Origin of the sequence: Microlunatus aurantiacus (genome assembly GCF_039536605.1) — a bacterium.
Taxonomy (GTDB): domain Bacteria; phylum Actinomycetota; class Actinomycetes; order Propionibacteriales; family Propionibacteriaceae; genus Microlunatus; species Microlunatus aurantiacus.
Genome location: NZ_BAAAYX010000003.1, coordinates 169,401 through 192,595, shown reverse-complemented (window position 1 = coordinate 192,595; position 23,195 = coordinate 169,401). Strand labels below are relative to the sequence as shown.

19 protein-coding genes are annotated in these 23,195 nt (G+C 71.6%); 12 read left to right on the top strand and 7 right to left on the bottom strand.

The window, feature by feature from the left end:
- Nucleotides 1–169 precede the first annotated feature (169 nt).
- Nucleotides 170–1,444 (top strand): beta-1,3-glucanase family protein, encoded by a 1,275-nt coding sequence (locus ABD714_RS06405; protein WP_344811472.1) that lies wholly within the window; start codon nt 170–172, stop codon nt 1,442–1,444.
- A 92-nt stretch (nt 1,445–1,536) separates the two neighbouring features.
- Nucleotides 1,537–3,765: a transglycosylase domain-containing protein gene (locus ABD714_RS06400; RefSeq protein WP_344811471.1), complete on the top strand. Its 2,229-nt coding sequence runs from the start codon at nt 1,537–1,539 to the stop codon at nt 3,763–3,765.
- A 79-nt stretch (nt 3,766–3,844) separates the two neighbouring features.
- On the opposite strand, the gene ABD714_RS06395 is transcribed toward ABD714_RS06400, so the two are convergent.
- Nucleotides 3,845–6,244: a phospholipase D-like domain-containing protein gene (locus ABD714_RS06395; protein ID WP_344811470.1), complete on the bottom strand. Its 2,400-nt coding sequence runs from the start codon at nt 6,242–6,244 to the stop codon at nt 3,845–3,847.
- A gap of 265 nt (nt 6,245–6,509) precedes the next feature.
- Between ABD714_RS06395 and ABD714_RS06390 the strand changes: the two genes are divergently transcribed.
- From ABD714_RS06390 to ABD714_RS06380, 3 genes are all read left to right on the top strand, one after another.
- A complete protein-coding gene (locus ABD714_RS06390; protein WP_344811469.1) occupies nt 6,510–7,607 on the top strand; it encodes an NADH:flavin oxidoreductase/NADH oxidase in 1,098 nt (365 codons plus the stop codon).
- 100 nt (nt 7,608–7,707) lie between these two features.
- Complete coding sequence (locus ABD714_RS06385) at nt 7,708–10,047, top strand: alpha-L-rhamnosidase (protein ID WP_344811468.1); 2,340 nt, start codon at nt 7,708–7,710, stop codon at nt 10,045–10,047.
- Between the two features lie 9 nt (nt 10,048–10,056).
- Nucleotides 10,057–11,091, top strand: coding sequence for an NAD(P)-dependent alcohol dehydrogenase (locus tag ABD714_RS06380; RefSeq protein WP_344811467.1), 1,035 nt, complete (start codon nt 10,057–10,059; stop codon nt 11,089–11,091).
- A 45-nt stretch (nt 11,092–11,136) separates the two neighbouring features.
- On the opposite strand, the gene ABD714_RS06375 is transcribed toward ABD714_RS06380, so the two are convergent.
- The 4 genes from ABD714_RS06375 to ABD714_RS06360 form a co-directional block, all read right to left on the bottom strand.
- On the bottom strand, nt 11,137–11,835 hold the full coding sequence (locus ABD714_RS06375; RefSeq protein ID WP_344811466.1) for a vitamin K epoxide reductase family protein: 699 nt from the start codon (nt 11,833–11,835) through the stop codon (nt 11,137–11,139).
- Nucleotides 11,825–12,607 carry a DsbA family protein gene (locus ABD714_RS06370; RefSeq protein WP_344811465.1) on the bottom strand — a complete coding sequence of 261 codons (783 nt, stop codon included), beginning with the start codon at nt 12,605–12,607 and terminating at the stop codon, nt 11,825–11,827. The genes ABD714_RS06375 and ABD714_RS06370 overlap by 11 nt, the downstream gene beginning before the upstream one ends.
- Nucleotides 12,608–12,772: 165 nt before the next feature.
- Nucleotides 12,773–13,345, bottom strand: a complete 573-nt coding sequence (locus tag ABD714_RS06365) for a dihydrofolate reductase family protein (protein WP_344811464.1) — start codon at nt 13,343–13,345, stop codon at nt 12,773–12,775.
- A 33-nt stretch (nt 13,346–13,378) separates the two neighbouring features.
- Nucleotides 13,379–13,984 carry a GNAT family N-acetyltransferase gene (locus tag ABD714_RS06360; RefSeq protein ID WP_344811463.1) on the bottom strand — a complete coding sequence of 202 codons (606 nt, stop codon included), beginning with the start codon at nt 13,982–13,984 and terminating at the stop codon, nt 13,379–13,381.
- A 159-nt stretch (nt 13,985–14,143) separates the two neighbouring features.
- Between ABD714_RS06360 and ABD714_RS06355 the strand changes: the two genes are divergently transcribed.
- Genes ABD714_RS06355 through ABD714_RS06330 form a run of 6 tightly spaced genes read left to right on the top strand, consistent with a single transcriptional unit; the run spans nt 14,144 to nt 21,784 of the window.
- A complete protein-coding gene (locus tag ABD714_RS06355) occupies nt 14,144–14,233 on the top strand; it encodes a potassium-transporting ATPase subunit F (RefSeq protein WP_344811462.1) in 90 nt (29 codons plus the stop codon).
- Complete coding sequence (gene kdpA / locus ABD714_RS06350; RefSeq protein WP_344811461.1) at nt 14,233–15,903, top strand: potassium-transporting ATPase subunit KdpA; 1,671 nt, start codon at nt 14,233–14,235, stop codon at nt 15,901–15,903. Before ABD714_RS06355 ends, kdpA begins: the two co-directional genes overlap by 1 nt.
- Nucleotides 15,900–17,951 (top strand): potassium-transporting ATPase subunit KdpB, encoded by a 2,052-nt coding sequence (gene kdpB / locus ABD714_RS06345; RefSeq protein ID WP_344811460.1) that lies wholly within the window; start codon nt 15,900–15,902, stop codon nt 17,949–17,951. Before kdpA ends, kdpB begins: the two co-directional genes overlap by 4 nt.
- A 9-nt stretch (nt 17,952–17,960) precedes the next feature.
- Entirely contained in the window at nt 17,961–18,533 is a 573-nt protein-coding gene (kdpC, locus tag ABD714_RS06340) for a potassium-transporting ATPase subunit KdpC (protein WP_344811459.1), read from the top strand.
- An 18-nt stretch (nt 18,534–18,551) separates the two neighbouring features.
- Nucleotides 18,552–21,107, top strand: coding sequence for a DUF4118 domain-containing protein (locus ABD714_RS06335; RefSeq protein ID WP_344811458.1), 2,556 nt, complete (start codon nt 18,552–18,554; stop codon nt 21,105–21,107).
- Complete coding sequence (locus tag ABD714_RS06330) at nt 21,104–21,784, top strand: response regulator (protein ID WP_344811457.1); 681 nt, start codon at nt 21,104–21,106, stop codon at nt 21,782–21,784. The genes ABD714_RS06335 and ABD714_RS06330 overlap by 4 nt, the downstream gene beginning before the upstream one ends.
- 45 nt (nt 21,785–21,829) lie before the next feature.
- Here ABD714_RS06330 and ABD714_RS06325 read toward each other — a convergent pair whose 3' ends face one another.
- Both ABD714_RS06325 and ABD714_RS06320 read right to left on the bottom strand, forming a co-directional pair.
- A complete protein-coding gene (locus ABD714_RS06325) occupies nt 21,830–22,132 on the bottom strand; it encodes a Dabb family protein (RefSeq protein ID WP_344811456.1) in 303 nt (100 codons plus the stop codon).
- A gap of 138 nt (nt 22,133–22,270) precedes the next feature.
- Nucleotides 22,271–22,522: a hypothetical protein gene (locus tag ABD714_RS06320; RefSeq protein WP_344811455.1), complete on the bottom strand. Its 252-nt coding sequence runs from the start codon at nt 22,520–22,522 to the stop codon at nt 22,271–22,273.
- On the opposite strand from ABD714_RS06320, the gene ABD714_RS06315 reads away from it, so the two are divergent.
- Entirely contained in the window at nt 22,488–23,192 is a 705-nt protein-coding gene (locus tag ABD714_RS06315) for a serine hydrolase (protein ID WP_344811454.1), read from the top strand. The two genes, ABD714_RS06320 and ABD714_RS06315, sit on opposite strands and share 35 nt — an antisense overlap.
- Nucleotides 23,193–23,195: the final 3 nt, after the last annotated feature.

The following is a 23,195-nucleotide window of genomic DNA, read 5'->3' as shown; positions in this document are numbered from 1 at the left end:
CCGTCGGCCCGTTCCGACAGGCTCCAGGTCGCACCGTAGCCCCGCGGGGGGACGGCCGCGTGTGATCACTCAGTGTCTCCGTCACCGGGGACGACCTGTCCGGCCACGACGACGTGTGCTGCGCCGGGGTGGTTGCTGCACCTCGTAACCCGACGGAAGGCGTAGAGCCATGTTGCATCCCCGCACGCCCTCGCACGCGCTGGATCCACTGACGACACGGTCACCGTGGTCGACCCACCCGCCCCGCGGGGTCCGCCGGCTCGGCGCCGCCGTGCCGGCCCTGCTGGCCGCGCTGGTCATGATCATCGCCGCCGCCCTGTCCACCGCGACCCCGGCTCGTGCGGCGGTCCCGGACAAGCTGCCCCTCACGATCACCAACGACACCGGACGCTCCGGTTTGTACCTCTACGTGCTCGGCGTCGACCTGAGGACCGACGAGCTCGGCTGGGTGAACGCCGAGGGCGTCTTCACGCCGTGGTCGCTCCCGGGCGGACCGGTGAGGGTGGACGCGCCGGATGCGTCGATCCCGGGTCCGGCCGACGGCGCCTCGATGACCGTGGACGTGCCGCGCAACATCTCCGGTCGGGTCTACTTCTCGTTCGCGTCCAAGCTGGACTTCGGTCTGGTCGACGCGGGCCTGGTCCAGCCCGCCCCGTGGAACCCCACGGACGACAATGCCGCCATCCTCTTCGACTGGTCGGAGTTCACCTTCAACGACTACGGGCTGTGGCTCAACTCGACCCAGGTCGACCAGTTCGCCGTGCCGCACACCGTGAGCGTCACCGGCGACGACGGCAGCAGCTCCACCGCCGGCGCGCTGAAGGACGGCGGCCGGCAGAAGATCATCGACACCGTCGAGCAGACCAGGGGCTTCGAGAAGACGGTGGTGCGTGGTGCCGACGGCCAGGTCCTGCGGGTCCTCTCGCCGGGCAAGGCGAGCGGTGTGGACGCGATGAGCGCGACCTACCTGGATGACTACATCGACGAGGCGTGGGCGGCGTACACCGACAAGAAGCTGACCGTGGTGCCCTTCGCGCACGAGCCGGAGACGACGTTCTTCGGCACCACGACCGGCAACGAGCTGGTCTTCACCAACACCGCCGGCGAGCAGGTGGCCCGCTTCGCCAAGCCGACCACGGCCAACGTGTGGGACTGCGACGGAGCCCTGGCGGCTCCGAACGACCACGTCGTCGGTCCGATCTCGAGGACCCTGTGCGCGGGTCTGCACCGCGGCACCCTGGGGGAGTCGACCCAGGAGCCCGTCGACGACGCGAGCCGGTTCTACCAGCGTGACCTGACCAACCACTACTCGGCGATCGTGCACGCGAACATGGTGGACGGCAGGGCGTACGGGTTCGCGTTCGACGACGTCACCGGCCAGGAGTCCCTGGTGCACAGCGGTGGTCCGGTCAAGGCCTCGATCGCCCTGGGTTCGCTGGACTGACACCCCCACCCAGGGGTCGGCAGCCAGACGTGTGAGGAGACTCACGCAGGGGTGGCGGGAACGGTCCGGGGGCGCAGGGAGTTCAACGTTCGATGCCCTCCTTCAGCCCCGACCGTCCCGCCACCACGTCCTCGGCCCTCCGGCGCCTTCGCGCCGGTGGGTTGTTCCTGGCCGTCAGCGCCCTGTGCGGCCTGCTGATCGCCGTCGTCGCGCTCCCCGCGGTGGGTGCCGCGATCTTCACCGGGAAGGCTGCTGAGGGGACGCTGGACGACCTGCCGGCCGCCTTCGACCAGCCCGCCCAGAGCCAGCGCTCCGAGGTGCTGGACGTGAACGGCGACGTGCTGGCCTACTTCTACGACGAGAACCGCGTCTACGTCCCGCTCACCGAGATCGCCCCGGCGATGAAGCAGGCGATCATCTCCATCGAGGACCACCGCTTCTACGAGCACGGTCCACTCGACGTGGTCGGCACGATGCGGGCCCTGGTGACCAACGTGGTCGCGGGCGGGGTGACCCAGGGCGGGTCCACCCTCACCCAGCAGTACGTGAAGATGGTGCAGATCGAGGAAGCCAAGAAGGCCGGTGACGAGGCGGGCGTCAAGGCGGCGCAGGACGACAGCTACGGGCGCAAGATCCGCGAGCTGCGCTACGCCATCTCCGTCGAGAAGACGCTGAGCAAGGACGAGATCCTCGAGCGCTACCTGAACATCGCCTACTTCGGCGACGGCGTGTACGGCGTCGAAGTGGCGGCCGAGCACTACTTCGGCACGACCGCGGCGAAGCTCACGCTGCCGCAGGCGGCCATGCTTGCCGGCCTGGTCCAGAACCCGACGGCGAACAACCCGGTCCAGAACCCCACCGCGTCTCTGCAGCGGCGCAACGTCGTGATCAACCGGATGGCGTCGCTGGACGTGATCACCGACGCCGAGGCGGCCAAGGCGGTCAAGACCAAGTTCCGCAAGAACAAGGTCACGACCACGATCAACGGCTGCCAGGGCACCGACTACCCGTTCCTGTGCGACTACGTCTACCGCTCCCTGGAGCAGACGCCGAGTCTCGGCGACACGGTGGAGACCCGCCAGCAGACGATCAAGCGCGGTGGCTTGGTGATCAAGACCAAGATCGACCCCGACACCCAGGACCAGACCCAGAAGGCCGTCAGCAGGGTCGTCGGACCGACCGACCCGGTGATCTCGGCGATGGACATGATCGAGCCGGGCACCGGGCTGATCGTGGCCATGGCGCAGAGCCGGCCGGTGATGGGGGACAGCACCAAGAAGGGCGAGACGTACTGGAACTACTCGGTCGGCCCCGAGATGGGCGGCGCGCAGGGGTTCCAGGCCGGTTCGACGTTCAAGGCCTTCACCGCCGCAGCGGCGTTGGAGAAGGGCATCCCCCTGTCCCAGCGGTACGACGCGGCGCGGTCGATGGACTTCTCGGGGCGGACCTTCGAGACCTGCGACGGTCCCGGCCAGGTCGCCGGCAGCTGGCGGGTCAGCAACTCCACCGGGGTCAACGGCACGATGGACATGTATCGAGCGGCCGAGTTCTCGGTCAACACCTACTTCGTCCAGCTCGCCCTCGACGTCGGCATGTGCGACGTGGTGAAGATGGCCGAGAAGCTCGGGATCGAGTCCAGCACCAAGGACGCCCCGGTCAGCTCCTACGACGACAAGCCGTCGTTCACCCTGGGCACGCTCGAGGTCAGCCCGCTGTCGGTCGCCGAGGCCTACGCGACCTTCGCCTCCGGGGGCATCCACTGCGATCCGATCATCCTGGAGTCGGTCACCGACAGCTCCGGGGCGGCCCGCGAGGTGCCGAGCGCGAACTGCGAGCGGGTGATCAGCGAGGACGTCGCGAACGCGATGAACTCCCTGCTCTCCTCGGTGATGACCGACGGCACCGGCCGGCGGGTGCTGACCGGTGACGGTCGCCCGCAGGCCGGCAAGACGGGCACCATCGACAGCAACGCGGCCGTCTGGTTCGCCGGCTACACCCCGCAGGTGTCGGGCGCCGCGATGATCAGCATCGACAACACCCGGGCGCCGTTCCTCCAGGGCCGGTCCGGCTACCGGGCGAACGGTCTCAAGGGCTACACGGTCCCGTCGACCGGCCTGCTGCTCGAGGGCTCCGGCAGCGGTGACGCCGGTCAGGACATCTGGAAGCCGGCCATGCAGGCGTACCTGGAGGGCAAGGCGATGCAGAGCTTCGACGCCCCGCCCCCCGACCTGGTCAGCAGCCGCGGTTACACCGACTTCCGCAACGGGCTGCCCGGCCGCGGCGGCGGTCCCGGGGAGCCGGCGCCCCAGGGTCCCCGCTGATCGCCTGAACACGACGAAGCCGGCCGGACCCGATCGGGTCCGGCCGGCTTCTCTCGTGCCGGAGGTGCTGCCCAGCGGGTCAGAGGAGCGCGAGGCCCGTGCGACCCACCGCCCACGGCACCTTCTTCATCCGCTTGGTGGCCTTGCCGCGGATGTAGGCGAAGTTCTTCTCGTACGCCGCCGTCACCTTGGGATCGACGATCCGCAGGACCAGGTCGGTGTTGGTCAAGGTGCCCGGCCCGGTGAAGTTCTGCGAGCCGGTCCAGGTGATCTTGACGTCCCTGCCGGCCATCCGGCCGTTGATCGTCATCATCTTGTGGTGCACGTAGCGGCTGGCGAAGCCGTCGTTGTTGCTGTCCCGCCAGGCGTCGTAGACCGGGATCTGGCCCCGCTTGGTCCTGGTCAGCAGGGTCTTGAGCACCGGCTTGGTGATCCGGCCCCGGTTCACCATCACCTGGACGTTGCAGCCCTGGGCCTGCAGCTGGACCAGCCGCTTGGCCACGTCGATCCGGGGGCTCGACCAGCCCCAGTTGGCCACCCGGATGAGCGTCCGGCCGTCAGCGGTGCCGTAGCCCTTGCCGGTCTTGCAGGTCACCTGGTTCAGGGCGTTCATCCAGACGACGTCGTTCGTCTTCTTCGGCGTCTGCGGGTAGAGGAAGATCTTGTACTTCCCGCTGGTGGTGGTGCGGAAGTACTTCCGGTTCGACTTGTCCTTGATCATGTCGAGGAAGTAGCGGTTCAGCGAGTCGTAGATCACCCTGTCGGCGACGATGACGTGGTTGTTGTTCCAGCTCAGCGACGTGTTCCCGGTGTAGGGGTTCGCCGAGCTGATCATCGAGACGTACTTGCGCTGGCCGGCCACCGAGAACAGGTAGTACTTGGCGTGGATGACCGAGGCGGCCTTGGACATGCAGCTGTGGTCGCAGGTGGCGACGAACGAGCGTGACCTCTTGTTCTTGCCGAGCGCCCGCTTCACCTTGCGGATCTGCTTGTTGGTCTCCTCACCGTCGATGACGATCTGCACGCTGACCCCCCGCTTGTCGGCGGCGATCAGGTTGTCGGCGACGCTACGTACGTCGAACAGGTACATCGCCATCCGGATCTGACCGCCGGCGGGCACCGACTTGATGGCCTTGTTGAAGTCGCTGATGATCCGGTAGCGGTCGGCCTTGGACCCCTTCAGGTTGTTGAAGGTCATGTAGTCGCTGGGGGCCCACGTGGCGTTCGGACCGGCGGCCTTCTTCAACGAGGCGGCCGACTTCGTGGCCCGGGCGGCGGCGGTCTTGGCCGACTTGGCCGCAGCCGACGTGCGGGCCGCGGTGCTCCGGGCCGCGGCGGTGGTGCGCGCCGAGACCTGGTAGCGGCTGGTCGCCGCGGTGGCCGCGGCGATGGGCGCACGGCCGGACGCCACGGCGGCGGCGTACGCGGTACCGGTGGCCGCCGCCCGGGTGGCGGCGGTCCTGGCCGCCGCAGCGGTGGCGGTGGCCCGGGCGGTCGCAGCGGCCGCGCGGGCAGCCGCCGCGGCCCGCACCTTCGCTGACTTCTTCCTGGCCTTCTTGACCGCCTTCTGCGCGTCCTTCAGCTCCTTGGCGGCTGCCTTCGCCGCGGCCGTGGCTGCGGTGGACTGCGTTCGCGCCTGCGTCGCGATCGCACCGGTGGCGGCGATCTTCTTCCGGTAGGGCGCCGCCTTCTTGTTCGCCGCGGTCGCCTTCGTCTTCGCCTTGCTGGTCGTCTTGGCGGAGGACTTGTAGCGCGCGCCGGCCGCCTTGGCGGACTTGCTGGCCCTGGCGGACGCGCCGCTGGCGGTCCTGGCCGCCTTGGCCGCCAGGTCGGCGCGCTGCTTGGCGTAGCCGATGTAGGCGAGCCGGGCCGCTGTGGCCGCGTTCGCCTTGGCCACGGCGTTGGCCTGCGCCAGCGCGGCGGCGCGGCCGGCGACGGCGCTGGCCTTCGCGGCTGCCGCGTTCGCCTTGCCGGCGGCCGCGGCGGCCTTGGCCGCTGTCTTGGCGGCCGCCTTGGCGGCGGTGTTCTGCTTCTTGGGCGCCTTGCTCTTGGCGACGGCGGCCGACCGTGCCTTGGCGGCGGCCGCGGCCTTGGCCGCCGCGACCGCGCGGGCCTTGACCACCGCGGCGTTGCGGGCGGCGGCTGCGGCGCGCGCCCGGGCCGGGGCCACGGCGCGCTGAGCAGCTGTAGCCGCCCGAGCTGCGGCGGCGGCCTTCGGACCGGACTCCAGGATGGCCCGGGTCCGGGCCGCTGCCGCTGCCTTGGCCTTCGCCGCCGCCGCTGCCCTGGCTCTGGCGGCGGCGGTCGCCTTGCGCTGAGCGGCCGCTCGGGCGGCCTTCTCCCGCGCGGCCTTCGTCTTCGCGGCCTGGATCTTGGTGGCGTCGCCCTTGGCGGTGTCGGTCTTGGTGGGGGGATCGGGGGCCGCCCAGGCCGGGCCGGCCGCGGCGACACCGGCGGTCAGGGCGAGGGTGAGGCTCACTAACAGGCCGATCAGCCGTTTCCGCATCGTCTCTTTCGCTCCACTCGTAGATCCTTGGGGCGAAACAGGCGTCACACTGATAACACGAGCCCCATCAGTTGCCTAGCCTGCCAGGGGGTTCCCGAGATGTCGGGCACGAAACACCGGCGAGCCGCACGTTTCCCGCGGCCTCGACCCTGTCCACAGGTCTTGTTCCCCCGGCTCGTGTGACGCAGCAGACGCCGCGGTCCGGAATCCTCTCCGGCGCGGCCCGGTTGTGGCCTGCGTGACCACACTCTTCGAGCCGCTGACCCTGCGCGACCTGACCGTCCCGAACCGCATCTGGCTGGCTCCGATGTGTCAGTACGCGGTGGATCGGGAGGACGGCGTGCCGACCGACTGGCACCTCGTGCACCTCGGCGCCCGGGCCCAGGGCGGCTTCGGCCTGCTTCTCACCGAGGCCACCGCCGTCGCCCCCGAGGGTCGGATCAGCCCGCAGGACACGGGTCTGTGGAACGACACCCAGCGCGACGCCTGGGGGAGGATCGTCGACTTCGTGCACAGCCAGGACGCCGCGATCGGTGTCCAGCTGGCCCACGCCGGTCGCAAGGCGTCCACCTACCGGGGCTTCGACGGTGAGCCGCAGGGGAGCGTGCCCCCGGCCGCAGGTGGCTGGAGCACGGTCGGACCCTCACCGGAGTCCTTTCCCAGCTATGCGCCGCCGGCCGAGCTCACGGTGGACGAGATCGCGGAGCTGGTGACGGCCTTCGTGACGGCCACCCGGCGCGCCGACGAGGCCGGCTTCGACGTCGTCGAGATCCACGCCGCGCACGGCTACCTGCTGCACCAGTTCCTCAGCCCGCTGTCGAACCACCGCACCGACGGCTACGGCGGCGACTTCGCCGGTCGCACCCGGTTGCTGCTCGAGGTGGTGGACGCGGTGCGTGCCGCGTGGCCGGTGACGAAGCCTCTGTTCGTCCGGATCTCGGCCACCGACTGGGTCGAGGGCGGCTGGGACGGCGCCCAGTCCGTCCGGCTGTCCGGCCTGCTGGCCGAGCGCGGCGTCGACCTGGTGGACACCTCCACCGGCGGCAACGTGCTGGCCGACATCCCCGTCGGCCCCGGCTACCAGGTCCCGTTCGCCCGGGAGATCCGGGATGCAGCCGGGATCCGTACGGGAGCTGTCGGCCTGATCCTCGAGCCCCAGCAGGCCGAGAAGATCCTGGCCGACGGCGACGCCGACGTGGTGCTCCTCGCCCGGGCGGCGTTGCGCGAGCCGGCGTGGCCCCTGCGAGCCGCCGCCGAGCTCGGGTTGTCCTGGCGCGAAGCGCCCTACCCGCCCGCGTACAGCCGCGGGCGCTGGGACGACGTGCCGGCGCTCTGAGCGGCGCCCGGCGGCGGACGGGACGGGCCTGGCGATCGTCCGGATCGGCTGCTAGCGTGCGCTGAAACGATTCACCGCCCGTTCGAAGGAGAACCGGATAGTGCCGTCCGCACCCCTCGCCACCGTGTCCACCCCGCCCGCTGAAGCCACCCCGCCCGCTGAAGACACCGTCGACTGGACTGCGCGGCTGATCAGTCCCGATGACGACTTCGCCGGTGCTCCGCTGCTGCGGACCGAGTTCACCCTCGAGCCGGGTCACGGGCCGGTGACAGCGGCCGTCCTGCACGCCACCGCGCACGGGGTGTTCGAGGCCCACCTGAACGGTGCACGGGTCGGTGACGACGTCCTCAGCCCCGGCTGGAGCAGCTACGAGTGGCGGCTCCGCTACCGCAGCTACGACGTGACCGACCTGCTGGCCGTGGGCGAGGACCCGGCCCCGATCGTGCTCGGGCTGGCGCTGGGCAACGGCTGGTACCGGGGTCGACTCGGCTGGAGCGGTGGCCGCGACTACTACGGCGACGAGCTCGGCGCGCTGGCCCAGCTCGAGATCACGTACGCCGACGGGCACGGGCAACGCGTCGTGACCGACACCGACTGGAGGGCGGGACCGTCGGCCGTGACCGCCAACGACCTCTACGACGGCCAGGACGTCGACGCCCGGCTGGCGTCGGACGACTGGCTGCGGCCCGGTTTCGCCGCCGACGGCTGGGTCGGGGTGCACGTCGGCGAGCGGGACCTCACGACGCTGGAGCCCTACTCCTCACCGCCGGTGCGGCGGGTCGGCGAGCGCGTCCCCGAGCGGATCTGGACCTCCCCGAGCGGACGGACCCTGGTCGACTTCGGTCAGAACCTGGTCGGCTGGGTGCGGTTCACCGTTCAGGGACCGGCCGGGTCGGTCATCACCCTGCGTCACGCCGAGGTGCTCGAGCACGAGGAGCTGGGCACCCGTCCGCTGCGGTCGGCCAAGGCCACCGACCGGCTCACCCTGAGTGGGGACGAGGACTTCTTCGAGCCGACGCTGACCTTCCACGGCTTCCGCTACCTGGAGGTCGACGGCTGGCCCGGAGGGCTGACCGCTGACGACCTGACCGCCGTGGTGGTCTCCACCGACCTGGAGCGGATCGGCACCTTCGAGTGCTCCGACGAGCTGCTCAACCGCCTGCACCGCAACGTGGTCTGGGGCGCGCGCGGCAACTTCGTCGACGTGCCGACCGACTGCCCGCAGCGGGACGAGCGCCTCGGCTGGACCGGCGACCTGGCGGCGTTCGCGCCGACCGCGGTCTACCTGTTCGATTCCTCCGACTTCCTGCGGGACTGGCTGCGCGATCTCGACGCCGAGCAGCGGCACGCCGACGGCATGGTGCCGTTCGTCGTCCCGGACGTGCTGAAGTACCTCGAGCACCCGCCGGAGTTCCCCGCCCCGGACAGCACGGCGGTCTGGAGCGATGCGGCGGTGTGGGTGACCTGGGCGGTCTACCAGGCCTACGGCGACGTCTCCGTGCTGTCCGACGCGTACGGGGCCATGGCCGCTCACGTCCGCCGGGTGGCCTCGAAGGTGTCACCGACCGGTCTGTGGGACACCGGCTTCCAGTTCGGCGACTGGCTCGATCCGACGGCTCCGCCGGAGGATGCGGCCCGGGCCAAGGCCGACCCGGGGGTGGTGGCCACCGCCTGCCTGGTCCGCAGCGCCGACCTGGTGGCCGAGTCCGCCCGGTTGCTGGGCCGTGACGAGGACGCGACGTTCTTCGCCGACCTGGCGGCCCGCACCCGCGCCGCGTTCGTCGAGCACTATGTGCTCGACGACGGAACGCTGCGCTCCGACGCCGTCACCGTCTACGCGCTGGCGATCGTCTTCGGCGTGCTGGACGAGGCGCAGACGGCCCGAGCCGGCGACCGGTTGGCGGCGTTGGTCGCCGAGGGCGGTCACCACATCCAGACCGGCTTCGCCGGCACCCCGTTCGTGACCGACGCCCTCACGCTCACCGGCCACCTCGACGACGCCTACCGGTTGCTGCTGCAGACGGAGTGCCCGTCGTGGCTCTACCCGGTGACCATGGACGCGACGACCATCTGGGAGCGCTGGGACTCGATGCTGCCCGACGGCACCATCAACCCCGGCGAGATGACCAGCTTCAACCACTACGCCCTGGGTGCGGTGGCCGACTGGATGCACCGCACGATCGGCGGCATCGCCCCCGCCGAGCCCGGCTACCGCCGGGTCCGGGTCGCACCTCGGCCCGGCGGCGGCATCGTCTGGGCCCGCTCGTCGCTGCAGACACCGTACGGCGAGGTGGCGGTGTCCTGGACCGACGGCCCGGACGGGCTCACGCTCGACATCGAGGTGCCGGACGGGGTGACCGCGGACGTCGAGCTGCCGGGCGGACCCGTGGCGGAGCTGTCGGCTGGGGCGCATCATCTCGAGCCCGTCCCGGCTGGGTAGGTTGCGACCATGAGTGTTGACCAGGTCCCCGACCAGATGCGCGCCAGCGTGCTCACCGGTGTGAAGGAGCTGGCCGTCGAGCTGGTGCCGACGCCACCGGTGGCCGACGACGAGGTGCTGGTCGAGGTGGCGGCGGTCGGGGTCTGCGGCTCCGACACCCACTACTTCCGCCACGGCCGGATCGGTGACTTCGTGGTCACCGGCCCGCTCATCCTCGGCCACGAGCTGTCCGGCCGGATCGTCGCGGTGGGTGCTGACGTGCCCGACGCCCGGATCGGCGAGCGGGTGGCCGTCGAGCCGCAGAAGAACTGCCGGCGGTGTCGGGAGTGCCGGGCCGGGCACTACAACCTGTGCCCGAACATGGAGTTCTTCGCGACCCCGCCGATCGACGGCGCGTTCGCGCAGTACTGCGTGATCCGCACCGAGTTCGCCCACGCCCTGCCGGACTCGATCTCCGACGAGGCGGCCGCCCTGCTGGAGCCCCTGTCGGTGGCCATCACCACGATGCGCAAGGCCGGGGTGACGCCGGGATCGTCGATCCTGATCGCCGGTGCCGGCCCGATCGGCATCATCTGCGCCCAGACGGCGCGGGCGTTCGGGGCGGCGGAGATCATCGTCACCGACCTGGTGCCGGAGCGTCGTGAGCGGGCGTTGTCGTTCGGGGCCACGAAGGTCATCGACCCGGCGGCGGTCGACATCGCCGCCGCGGGGCTGGACGTGCACGCGTTCGTCGACGCCAGCGGCTCGGCCCGGGCCGTCTTCGACGGCATCCGGGCGGTGCGGCCCGCCGGGACCGCCGTGCTGGTGGGACTGGGCAACCCGGAGATGACCCTGCCGATCGAGCACATCCAGAACCTGGAGATCACCGTCACCGGGATCTTCCGCTACACCGACACCTGGCCGGCGGCGATCCACCTGGTGGCCAGTGGTCAGGTCGATCTGGACGCGCTGGTCACCGGCCGGTTCGACCTGGAGCACGCCGCCGAGGCGCTGGAGGCCGACCTGGACCCGGCCAGTCTCAAGGCGGTCGTCTACCCGCGCTGACCCTGCTCGCGGCCGGGCCCCGTTCCCCCCGAGCGAGAAGGTGGGTCAGAGCGCGATGCCGAACCACATCAGGGCGAACTCGCGGTAGAACCGCAGGGCGATCGCGGTGATGACGACCAGGTACCAGATCGCGATGACGGCGATCTTCCAGTCCCCGATCAGACGTCCGACCCGCCGGGCACCGTCGCCGAAGGCGCCCGCGCTCAGGGTCCGGGCAGTGGTGACCACCACGATCGGGATCGTCACGGCCCAGACGCACATGCACCAGATGCAGAGGGCGCCGATCACGTACAGGCTCTGGGTCTGCAACCAGGTGAGGAACACCGCGGCGGCCAGGCAGCCGAGCTCGAAGCAGACCAGGTACCAGCGGGCCAGGCGCGCCCCGGCCAGCAGCACCATCCCGGTGGTGCCCGCGATCGCGAACCCGGCGATTCCCAGCAGGGGATTGGGGAAGCCGAACAGCGCTCCGGCCGCCGACGACATCACGGGTCCGCAGGTGACGAACGGGCTGATGTCGCACACCAGGGCGACCTGCGGGTCGGTGAGCAGCTTGAACCGGTCGATGGTCAAGATCATCGCGGCCACGAACCCGACGATCGAGCCCACCACCAGCAGCAGACCCCAGCCGCGGTGGCCGTCGATGCCGCCGTCGATCGGCTCCGCTGCGGCGACGTCAGCGTCCGGGGCGGCGACGTCAGCGTCTGGGGCGGCGACGTCAGCTTCTGGGGCGACCTCAGCTGGCACTGGCGAGCTCGTCGATCTTGGCGCCAAGGGCGGCGCCGCTGACCGTCTCCGCCTGCTGACCGTTGAAGAACAGCGTCGGGGTGCCGGTGACGCCTGCCTCGCTGGCCGCCGAGGTGTTGTCGGAGATCCAGGACGTGTAGCGCTGGTCGGAGATGCACGACTGCGCGTCGCTGTTCATGATGCCCTGCTGGGTGGCGAAGTCGGCCAGCTGGGGACCCTTCCAGCCGTCGTTCTCGGCGCTGTGGTTCGCGTAGAGCGCGGCGTTGAAGGCCCACCACGACTCGGGTGCGTAGGTCGCGACGCAGGCGGCCGCACTCCCGGCCTGGGTCCCGTACGCGGTGACGATCTGGATGTTGTGGTAGTTGACCTTGAGCGCCCCGGAGGCCACCTTCTGGGTGATCACGTCAAAGCTGTCGGCCTCGAACTCCTGGCAGTGCGGGCAGGAGTAGTCGACCCACAGGTCCATCGTCACCTTGGCGTCGGCCTTGCCGACCTGCACCGCGGAACCGTCGACGGCGAACGGGACGGAGGTGCCGCCCACGGTGACGTCGGCGGAGGCGGTGGGAACGCGCTCACTGCGGCCGGCGCGCCCGAGGAGCACCGCTGAGGCGACGATGCCGATGGCCAGCAGCGCGACCACGCCGACCACGATCGCCTGGGTGGTCCGGCGTCGGCGCTGCAGCCTGGCCGCCTCCAGCCGGGCGCGTTCCCGCGCCTGCCGGCGGTTGTCGCCCTTGTCGTTCCCGGAGTTGTTCGCTGGGTGCTTGGGCACCGTCGGGACCCTCTCTGTTCGCCTACGTCTCGGCCGCGAGTCTACGGACGAAGGACAACCGCGCCGACTCGATCGGACCCGCGCGGGAGAACTCACAGGCAAGGCACAGGGCCATCCGGGTCAGGGCCATCCGGGTCAGGGGCGTTCGGGACAGGGGCATTCGGATCAGGGGCGGCGGTACTCGGTGATCATGTGCCCGGAGTCGAAGGACCTCGCAGCGACGCGCTCCAGCGCCCGGGGCGCGAAACCGGCGCCGGCGACGACGTGCACCCCGGAACCGGCGAGAACCGGGTAGAGCTTGATCACCAGCTCGTCGATCTCGTCCACCAACGCTCCGGCCAGAGCTGCCCCGCCGGCCAGGTAGAGGTCCAGTCCCGGCTCGGCCTTCAGCTCCCGGACCCGGGCGACCGGGTCGGCGGCGACCACCTCCACCGCCGGGTCGTCGGTGCCGAGGGTGGTGGAGACCACGAGCTGGCGCAGGTGCGCGTACGGGCTGGTGATGCCGAGCGCCAGCGCCGGCTCGTACGTCCCCCGGCCCATGATCACGGTGTCCCAGCGGCGGTTCGGGGCGTCGGCGATCCCGAGGGCGCCGCGCACGTGGGTGGGCATGGTCTCCGGGTACTCCGTCGCCAGGTGCTCCAGGTAGGGCGCCGGGGTCGGGAAGAAGTCGATCTGGTCACCGGGTCCGGCGATGAAGCCGTCGACGGTGACGCCGATCAGGTAGGTCAGTCGGCGCATCCGGTTCTCCTCGACGTGGGGTGGGAGTCGCTGTCAGAAGTCGATCCGCAGGACGACGCGACGCAGGCTCGGGCGGTTGACCTGCACGAGACCGGCCTCGGCGAAGACGTCGACCGTACCGACGTGCAGCTCCTCGCTGATGACCTGGGTGGTGGTGATCGGGTAGGCCTCCAGGGCCGTGGCGCCGCGCTCCCGGGCGAAGTCGACTGCGGCGCGCGCGAGGGCCCTGCTCACGCCGCGCCGGCGGAAGCCGGCTCGCGTGAGCAGACAGGTCACCGCCCAGACGCCAGGGTCGGCGCGGTCCTCGTCGCGTCCCTCCCACGGGACCCGGAACACCCGCACCAGGCCGGCGTAGTGCGGTCGCGGCTCAACAGCACACCAGCCGACGGGCTCGGCGTCGAGGTAGGCCACCAGCCCGCTGGTGCGGGACGAGTCGGGTCGGCCACAGTCGGTCTGCTCCCGCAGGCGCTGGGCCCGGTCCTCCGCCGCCACCGACCCGAACGACTCCTTCGGAGCCAGCTTGTAGCGCTGACACCAGCAGCGGGGAGCAGGCCCCCGGGTGCCGAAGACCTGCCGCAGGTCCGACCAGCTCGCGCGGTTCGCCGGCCGTACGACGACCGGTGTCGGGTTTTCGTCCACGTCCTGATTCTCTCCCGGTCGGCGCCGCCGGGCCAGCGTCAAGATGACGTCAAGACCTGTCAGGAACGCGCCAAGACCGCCGGACGGCTGTCGCCGAACGGCTTGCCTTGGTCAGGTGATGTCCTCCCTCCCTGTTCCTCGCTGCCGGCCGGTGCGTCGGTGACCGCCGTCTCCGTCGTCCTGCTGCTGCTGACCGCGGCCCTGGTCGGCTACCTGCTCTGGACGCTCGTCTTCCCGGAGCGGTTCTGATGCCCCCGCTCGGTGACACCGCCGCCGGCCTGCTGACCGTCGCCGCCCTGCTCGCCGTCCTGGCCCTGGCCTACGTGCCGCTGGGCGACCACCTGACCGCCGTCCTCACCCCGACCCGTCACCTCCGCGTCGAGCGGCGCCTCTACCGCCTGCTCGGCGTGGATCCCGACGGCCAGCAGAACGCCCGGAGCTACGCCCTGGCGGTGCTGGCCTTCTCGCTCGTCTCGATCCTCGTGCTGGTGGCGATCCTGATGGGGCAGGCGTACCTGCCGTACAGCCGTGGGCTGGCCGGGATGAGCCCGACGATGGCGCTCAACACCGCCGTGAGCTTCGTCACCAACACCAACTGGCAGTCGTACGCCGGCGAGTCGACTCTGGGCTACACCGCGCAGGCGGCGGGCTTGACGGTGCAGAACTTCGCCTCCGCCGCGGTCGGGACCGCCGTCGCCGCGGCCCTGCTGCGCGGCTTCGCGGCCCGGCAGAGCAGCGAGCTGGGCAACTTCTGGGTCGACCTGATCCGGATCGTGATCCGGGTGCTGCTCCCGCTGAGCGTCGTGGTCGCCGTGCTGCTGCTCGCCTGCGGGGTGATCCAGAACCTCGCCCCGGACCGGCTGATCAGCACCGTCGCGGGCGGCGCCCAGACGCTGCCCGGCGGCCCGGTGGCCAGCCAGGAAGCCATCAAGCTGCTCGGCACCAACGGCGGCGGTTTCTTCAACGCCAACTCCGCCCACCCGTACGAGAACCCGAATCCGCTGGCCAACCTGATCGAGATCGCCGCGCTGCTGGTGATCCCGGTCTCGCTCACCCGGACCGCCGGCACGATGCTCGGCAGCCGTCGCCAGGGCAACGCCTTGCTGGCCGCCATGGCCGTGCTGTGGGCGGCGGCCCTGGCCGCGACCACCTGGGCGGAGGTCGCCGCCCGGGGAGCGGTCCCGGCTGCCGCCGGGGCCGCGATGGAGGGCAAGGAGACCCAGCTCGGTGTGTGGGCCAGCGCCTTGTTCGCCACCGCCACCACCGGCACCTCCACCGGTGCGGTGAACGCCATGCACGACTCGATGACGGCCGCGGGTGGCGGCGTCGTGCTGGTCAACATGCTGCTCGGGGAGGTGTCGCCCGGCGGCGTCGGCTCGGGTCTCTACGGCATCCTGGTCGCCGCGATCGTGGCGGTGTTCGTCGCCGGTCTGATGGTCGGGCGGACACCGGAGCTGCTGGGCAAGAAGATCGGTGCGGCGGAGATGTCGCTGGTGGCCGGCTACGTGCTGATCTCGCCGGCGCTGGTGCTGATCGGGGTCGGGGTGGCGATGGCCTCGTCCAGCACCCCGGACGCCATGGCCAACGTGGGCGGGCACGGTTTCTCCGAGGTCCTGTACGCCTACGCCTCCGCGGCCAACAACAACGGCAGCGCCTTCGCCGGGCTCACCGTGACGTCACCGTTCTTCCAGCTGAGCCTGGCCGCGGCGATGCTGCTCGGCCGCTTCGTGCCGATGGTGCTGGTGATCGCCCTCGCCGGGCGGCTCGCGCGCGGCACCACGGTGCCCGCTTCCAGCGGCACCCTGCCCACCCACACCCCCCTGTTCATCTCCCTGCTCATCGGAGTCATCGTGCTCGTCAGTGGTCTCACCTTCTTCCCGGCGCTGGCGCTGGGACCGATCGCGGAGGCGCTCTCGTGACCGCCGACCGATCATCGCGGCGGGCCTCCGCAGCCCTGAGTCCGGCCCAGGTCCGGTCGGCCCTCCCCGGCGCTCTCCGGAAGCTGGATCCGCGGCACCTGTGGCACACGCCGGTGATGTTCGTGGTCTGGGTCGGCTCCGTGGTGACCACCGTCAGCGCGATCGTCCAACCGACCACCCTCGGGGTCTCGGTGGCCGTCTGGCTGTGGTTGACGGTGGTCTTCGGCAACCTGGCCGAGGCCGTCGCGGAGGGACGGGGCAAGGCGCAGGCCGCCACCCTGCGCAGGGCGCGGACCGAGACGCAGGCCTGGTTGCTGACCGACGACGGCTCCGTCGCGGTGGTGCCGAGCAGTCACCTGAGGCCCGGAGACCGGGTGCTGGTCAGCGCCGGCGAGATCATCCCCGGCGACGGGGACGTGGTGGCCGGGGTGGCCAGCGTCGACGAGTCGGCCATCACCGGCGAGTCCGCCCCCGTCATCCGCGAGGCCGGCGGCGACCGCTCCGCGGTGACCGGCGGCACGACCGTGCTCTCCGACGAGATCACCGTCACGATCACCGCCGCCCCCGGGGAGTCCTTCCTGGACAAGATGATCGCCCTGGTGGAGGGGTCCTCGCGGCGCAAGACGCCGAACGAGGTCGCCCTGTCGATCCTGCTCTCCTCCTTGACCGTCATCTTCCTGCTGGCGGTGGCCACCCTCGCCCCGATGGCGGCCTACGCCGGGGCCCGGCCGTCGCCGATCATCCTCGTCGCCCTGCTGGTCTGTCTCATCCCGACCACCATCGGCGCCCTGTTGAGCGCGATCGGCATCGCCGGCATGGACCGGTTGGTCCGGGCGAACGTGATCGCCCTGTCCGGGCGGTCGGTGGAGGCGGCGGGCGACATCGCCACGCTGCTGCTGGACAAGACGGGCACCATCACGCTGGGCAACCGCCGCGCCTCGGCGTTCCTCCCCGCACCCGGCGTGAGCCGCGACGACCTGCGGGACGCCGCCCGCCTGTCCAGCCTGGCCGATCTCACCCCGGAGGGTCGCTCGATCGTCGAGCTCGCGGTGGCCGAGGGGTCGCCGGACGGACCCGCCCCCGGCGGAAGTGAGATCGTCGAGTTCACCGCCCAGACCCGGATGTCGGGTGTCGACCTCGGCGGCACGGACCGGCAGATCCGCAAGGGCGCCTCCGGGGCCGTGGCCGGCTGGCTGGCGGCCGACCTCGGCCCGGTCGCCGCCACGGTGGAGGACATCGCCGCCTCCGGCGGCACCCCGCTCGTGGTCGCCGAGCGCTCGGCCGACGCCGGCCGGGTGCTCGGGGTGATCCACCTCAAGGACGTGGTCAAGCCGGGGATCGCCGAGCGCTTCGCCCAGCTGCGGGCGATGGGCATCCGTACCGTCATGATCACCGGCGACAACGCCTCCACCGCCAAGGCGATCGCCGCCGAGGCCGGGGTGGACGACTTCCTCGCCGAGGCCACGCCGGAGGACAAGATGCGGCTGATCAAGGCCGAGCAGTCCGGCGGCCGGATGGTGGCGATGACCGGGGACGGCACCAACGACGCGCCGGCCCTGGCGGCGGCTGACGTCGGGGTGGCCATGAACACCGGCACCTCAGCGGCCAAGGAGGCGGGCAACATGATCGACCTCGACTCCGACCCGACCAAGCTGATCGACGTGGTGGAGATCGGCAAGCAGCTGCTGATCACCCGCGGGGCGCTGACCACCTTCTCCGTCGCCAACGACATCGCCAAGTACTTCGCGATCATCCCGGCCCTGTTCCTGGCCGCCTACCCCGGGCTCGCGACCCTGAACGTGATGCGGCTGCACTCGCCGGAGTCCGCGATCCTGGCCGCGGTGATCTTCAACGCGCTGATCATCGTCGCCCTGATCCCGCTGGCCATGCGGGGCGTGCGCTACCGACCGGTCAGCGCCTCGCGGCTGCTGCGCCGCAACCTGGCCGTCTACGGGGTGGGCGGCATCGTCGCCCCCTTCATCGGCATCAAGATCATCGATCTCGTTCTCGTCGGCGTCGGCACCGTGGTGCCCGCGCTGGCGCTCTAGGAAGGCGTCATGCCCGAATCCGTACGGCAGCTCCTCACGGCGCTCAAGACCGTGCTCGTCCTCACCGTCGTGCTCGGCGTGGCCTACCCGCTGCTCGTGCTCGGGCTCGGCCGGCTGGGGTTGTCGCACCAGGCCGACGGGTCGCTGATCACCGTCGACGGCCGGGTGGTGGCGTCCCGGCTGGTCGGTCAGGCCTTCGGGGGTGACCAGTGGTTCCAGCCCCGGCCGTCGGCCGGGGACTACGACGCCCAGGCCAGCGGCGGCAGCAACGCTGGTCCGAACGACCCCGAGCTGGTGGCCACCATCGAGAAGCGGCGGGCCGCCATCGCCCGGCGCGACGGGGTGCCTCCCGCCGACGTCCCCGCCGAGGCGGTCACCGCCTCCGGGTCGGGACTCGACCCGTCCATCTCCCCGGCGTACGCGTTGCTCCAGGTCGACCGGGTCGCCCGGGTCCGGGGTCTGCCGGCCGACCGCGTACGCCAGCTGGTGCAGCAGCACACCACGGGACGCACCCTGGGGTTCCTGGGTGAGCCACGGGTGAACGTGGTCGAGCTGAACCTCGACCTGCGGGACCTGCGGTGATCGATGCACACTGAAGCCATGGAGCGGGGCGCGTTGCGGGTCTACCTCGGGGCGGCGCCGGGCGTGGGCAAGACGTACGCCATGCTCGCCGAGGGTCTGCGCCGGGCCGAGCGGGGCACCGACGTCGTGATCGCGTTCGTGGAGACGCACGGCCGGGCCAGGACCGAGGCCGCCATCGGCGGACTGGAGGTGGTCCCCCGGCGGCAGATCGACCACGCAGGGCTCGCGGTGGGCGAGCTGGACCTGCCCGCGGTGCTGGCGCGGCGGCCGGACGTGGCCCTGGTCGACGAGCTGGCCCACACCAACGCCGGCGACCGGCCCGACGGTCACGCCAAGCGCTGGCAGGACGTCGAGGCCCTGCTGGCGGCCGGGATCGACGTGATCACCACCGTGAACATCCAGCACCTCGAGTCGCTCAACGACGTGGTCGCCTCGATCACCGGCATCCGGCAGCGCGAGACGGTGCCCGACGAGGTGGTCCGAGCGGCCGCCACGATCGAGCTGGTCGACATGAGCCCGCAGGCGCTGCGCCGCCGGATGGCGCACGGCAACGTGTACGCCCCGGACAAGGTCGACGCAGCCCTGGCCAACTACTTCCGGGAGGGCAATCTCGGCGCGCTGCGTGAGCTCGCCCTGCTGTGGTTGGCCGATCGGGTGGACGCCGGGCTGGAGCGCTACCGCGGTCAGCACCGGATCGCCGGCAGCTGGCCGACCCGCGAGCGGGTGGTCGTCGGGGTGTCCGGCGGGCCGGAGTCGCTGGCCCTGATGCGTCGGGCCGCCCGGATCGCCTCCCGGACGGCGGGCGGGGAGTGGCTGGCCGTCTACGTCTCCCGCCGGGACGGGCTGACCGGGGTCCCGCCCGACGCGCTGGAGCGGTGGCGCGTGGCGGCGGTCGAGATGGGGGGCGGCTTCCAGGCGGTGGTGGCCCACGACTCCGCGGACGGCCTGCTGGACGTGGCCCGCGGCGTCAACGCCAGCCAGGTGCTGATCGGCGCGAGCCGGCGCGGTCGGCTGTCCACCGTGCTGCGGCCCGGGGTGGGCGAGGAGGTCATCGCGCGCTCCGGCGAGATCGACGTCCACGTGGTCACCCACGACTACGCCCGCCGGTCCGGGCAGGAGCGGGCCCGACGGCGGACCCTGAGCCGGGCACGGTTGGTCGCCGGCTACCTCGTGGCGGTGCTGGGGACGGCGCTGCTGGCCCTCGGTCTCTACCTGACTCCGGATCTGCACGGTCTGCCGACCGAGTCGCTGCTGATGCTCACCATGGTCGTCGGCGCCGCCCTGGTCGGTGGTCTGTGGCCCGCGGTCCTCGCGGCCCTGCTGGCCAGCGTGGCCCTGAACTTCCTGTTCGTGCCCCCCACCCGCACCCTCACCATCGCCGACCCCGAGAACGCCTTCGCCATCGCGGTGTTCGTGCTGGTCGGGGTGGCGGTGGCCAGCGTCGTCGACCGGTCCGCCCGGCGGACCGCCGAGGCCGTCCGGGCCCGGGCCGAGGCCAACGCCCTGGCCGTCCTGGCGCACAGCCTGCTGCACTCCGGGGACGACCGGGTCGAGCTGCTGCGGCAGGCAGGTGAGGTGCTGGGAATGACCGGGGCGGCCCTGGTCGACGGGGGCACCGGTGAGGCCGTCGCGGTCTGGGGCGATGCGCCGTCGGGCCCGGCCGACGCCGAGACCCCCCGGCTCCGGGCGGGCGCGGCGCCCCAGGCCGCGCCCGAGGCGCGGATCGAGGTCGGCTCCGGGTTGCTGCTGATGCTGCGAGGTCGCTCCCTGGAGGCGTCGGACCAGAGCCTGCTGACCGCGTACGCCGCGCACTTCGCCGTGCTGGAGGAGCGGCGGCGGGCGCGGGCGGACGCCGAGGCGACCCAGGAGCTGGCCGAGGGGAACCGGACCAAGACCGCGCTGCTGGCCGCGGTGTCGCACGACCTCCGGACCCCGCTGTCGGCCATCAAGGCGGCGTCCTCCAGCCTGCGCAACACCGCCATCGCCTGGTCGCCGGAGGACCGTGAGGAGCTGCTGGCCACCGTCGAGGAGTCCGCCGACCGGTTGGACGCCCTGGTCGCCAACCTGCTGGACATGAGTCGGCTGCAGACCGGCAGCATCACCTCGCTCAGCGCGGAGATCGACCTGGCCTCGGTCGCCGAGTGGACGCTGCGGAGCCTCCCCGGTGCGGAGCAGATCGAGGTGGCCGCGCCGGACGACCTGCCACCCGTGACGGCCGACCCGGGCCTGCTGGAGCGGGTGATCGCCAACGTGGTCGAGAACGCGCTCAAGCACACCGACGCCGCGTCGGTGGCGGTGTCGGCCTCCGGGTGGACGAGCGCCGACGCCGGCCCCCGGGTCAGCCTGCGGGTCGTGGACCGGGGACCGGGCGTGCCGGCGGAGTCGCTGGAGCGGATCTTCGAGCCCTTCCAGCGGGTCGGTGACGTGCCGGCGGGCGACGGTGTCGGGCTCGGCCTGGCGGTGGCGCGTGGTCTGATGGAGGCGATGGGCGGCGCGCTCACGGCGGAGGAGACCCCCGGCGGCGGTCTCACGCTGGTGATCGACCTGCCAGCTGTGACGGGAGACAGCCGGTGACCACGATCCTGGTGGTCGACGACGACCCGGCGATCGTCCGGACGCTCGCGATCAACCTGCGGGCGCGGGACCACCGGGTGCAGGTGGCGCACGACGGCCGCACGGCGTTGCAGGTGCTGACCGAGGAGACCCCCGACCTGGTTCTGCTGGATCTGGGTCTGCCCGATCTCGACGGGGTGAGTGTCCTGCGCCGGTTGCGCGGCTTCAGCACCGTGCCGGTGATCGTGCTGTCGGCGCGGCACTCCTCCGACGACAAGGTCGAGGCCCTGGACCTGGGCGCGAACGACTACGTCACCAAGCCGTTCGGGGTGGAGGAGCTGATGGCCCGGATCCGTGCCGCCCTGAGACAGTCGCCGGCAGGCACCCTCACGGAGGGTCGGGTGGTGACCACGGCCACCCTCCGGCTCGATCTCGGTGAGCACGCCGCCGAGCTCAACGGGGCACCGGTCCACCTCACCCCTACCGAGTGGCGGATGGTGGACACCCTGACCCGACGGCCGGGAGCCCTGGTCCGGCAGGGCGACCTGCTGCGGGAGGTGTGGGGTCCGAGCTACGACAAGGAGAGCAACTACCTCCGCGTCTTCATGGCGCAGCTGCGGCGCAAGCTCGAGGTCGAGCCCAGCCGCCCGCGACACTTCCTGACCGAACCCGGGGTGGGGCACCGGTTCGTGCCCTGACCGCGGGTCGTCGGCAGGGACGGCGTCCGCGGCCGGTGCCTCTTCTCAGTCGAGGGCGACGAAGTCGAGCTCGGAGAAGTCGGCCACCTCGGCCTGCCAGCGATCGCGGACGAAGGCCACGTGGACGGGATGCTCGTTGTAGGCCCGGTAGGAGTCGTCGTCGTCGAACCGCATCGAGAACGAGAAGGTGAAGTCGCTCTTCGGGCTGACCTGACGCAGCTGCCGGAACTCCTGCACGCCCGGGATGCCTGCCAGGGCGAGGGCCGCGGTGAGGAAGTCGCGCTCGGCGTCGGAACCCGCCGGGTGCTGCAGACGGAACGCCACGGTGTGCTGGATCGAGGAGCTCATGGTCGGACCCTAGACCCGGGCCGGCACTCACCGAACGGGCGTTCACCAGGTGGGTCGGGGGGCCACGTAGGGTCGGCGGATGCGAGGGCGGACCGTCGGGGTGCTGGCCACCGTGGTCCTCCTGGTCGCCGCTTGCGGTCAGATCCCGCCCGGATCCGGCGCGCCGGAGTCCGTGACACCGACGACCTCAGCACCGAAGCGGGGTGAGACGGCCACCCCGTCGGCACCCCCGGCCACCTCGCCCCCGGCCACCTCGCCCCCGGCCGCCCCGCCCGCGACCTCCCCGCCCGCGACCTCCCCGCCGCCCCGGTCCAGACCGTCGTCGACAGCGGGGTCCTCATCGTCGACCTGCGGGATGGTGCCGGAGCGGCTGTCCCTGACCGGGGTCACCGGTCGGGCTCTCGCGTTCGCCCCGCTGGACGATCCCGACGAGGTCGTGGTCGAGGGGCGGGTGTCCGGATCGCAGGCCTGGTCGACGTCCAAGGTGCTGGTGGTGGCCGCGTTCGTGGCCACCACGGCCGGCGGAGATCCCGAGGAGCTGAGCGCAGCGGACCGCCGACTGGTCACGGCGGCCCTCGAGCGCTCTGACGGCGACGCCGTGCGGTCGCTCCGCCAGCGGATCCCGGGCTCGCCGGGTCGCGCGATGACCGCCGTGCTGCGTGCGGTGGGGGACCGGACGACGGTCGCGCCGGACTCCTACGAGGGCACGATGGCCTGGTCGCTCCGCGAGCAGGTGCGCTTCATGGTGGCGTTGGAGGCGGGGGAGGTCGTCTCCGCCGAGACCAGTGCCTACCTGCTGGAGTCGATGCGACCGATCCGGGCCCATCGCTGGGGACTCGGCACCGTCGGTGCCACCACCTTCAAGGGCGGCTGGTTGCGTGAGGGCCGGGTCACCCGGCAGATGGGGCTGCTGGACTCCTACGCGGTCGCGATCATCACCGACCGGGGTCCGGTCGTCCGGCAGACCGACGGCGACGCGGCACACGTCCGGGCGATGGACGATCTGGCGGAGCTGCTGGCGGACCGGTTGGCCTGGGATCGGCGGTGCGGTCCGAGCTGAGCC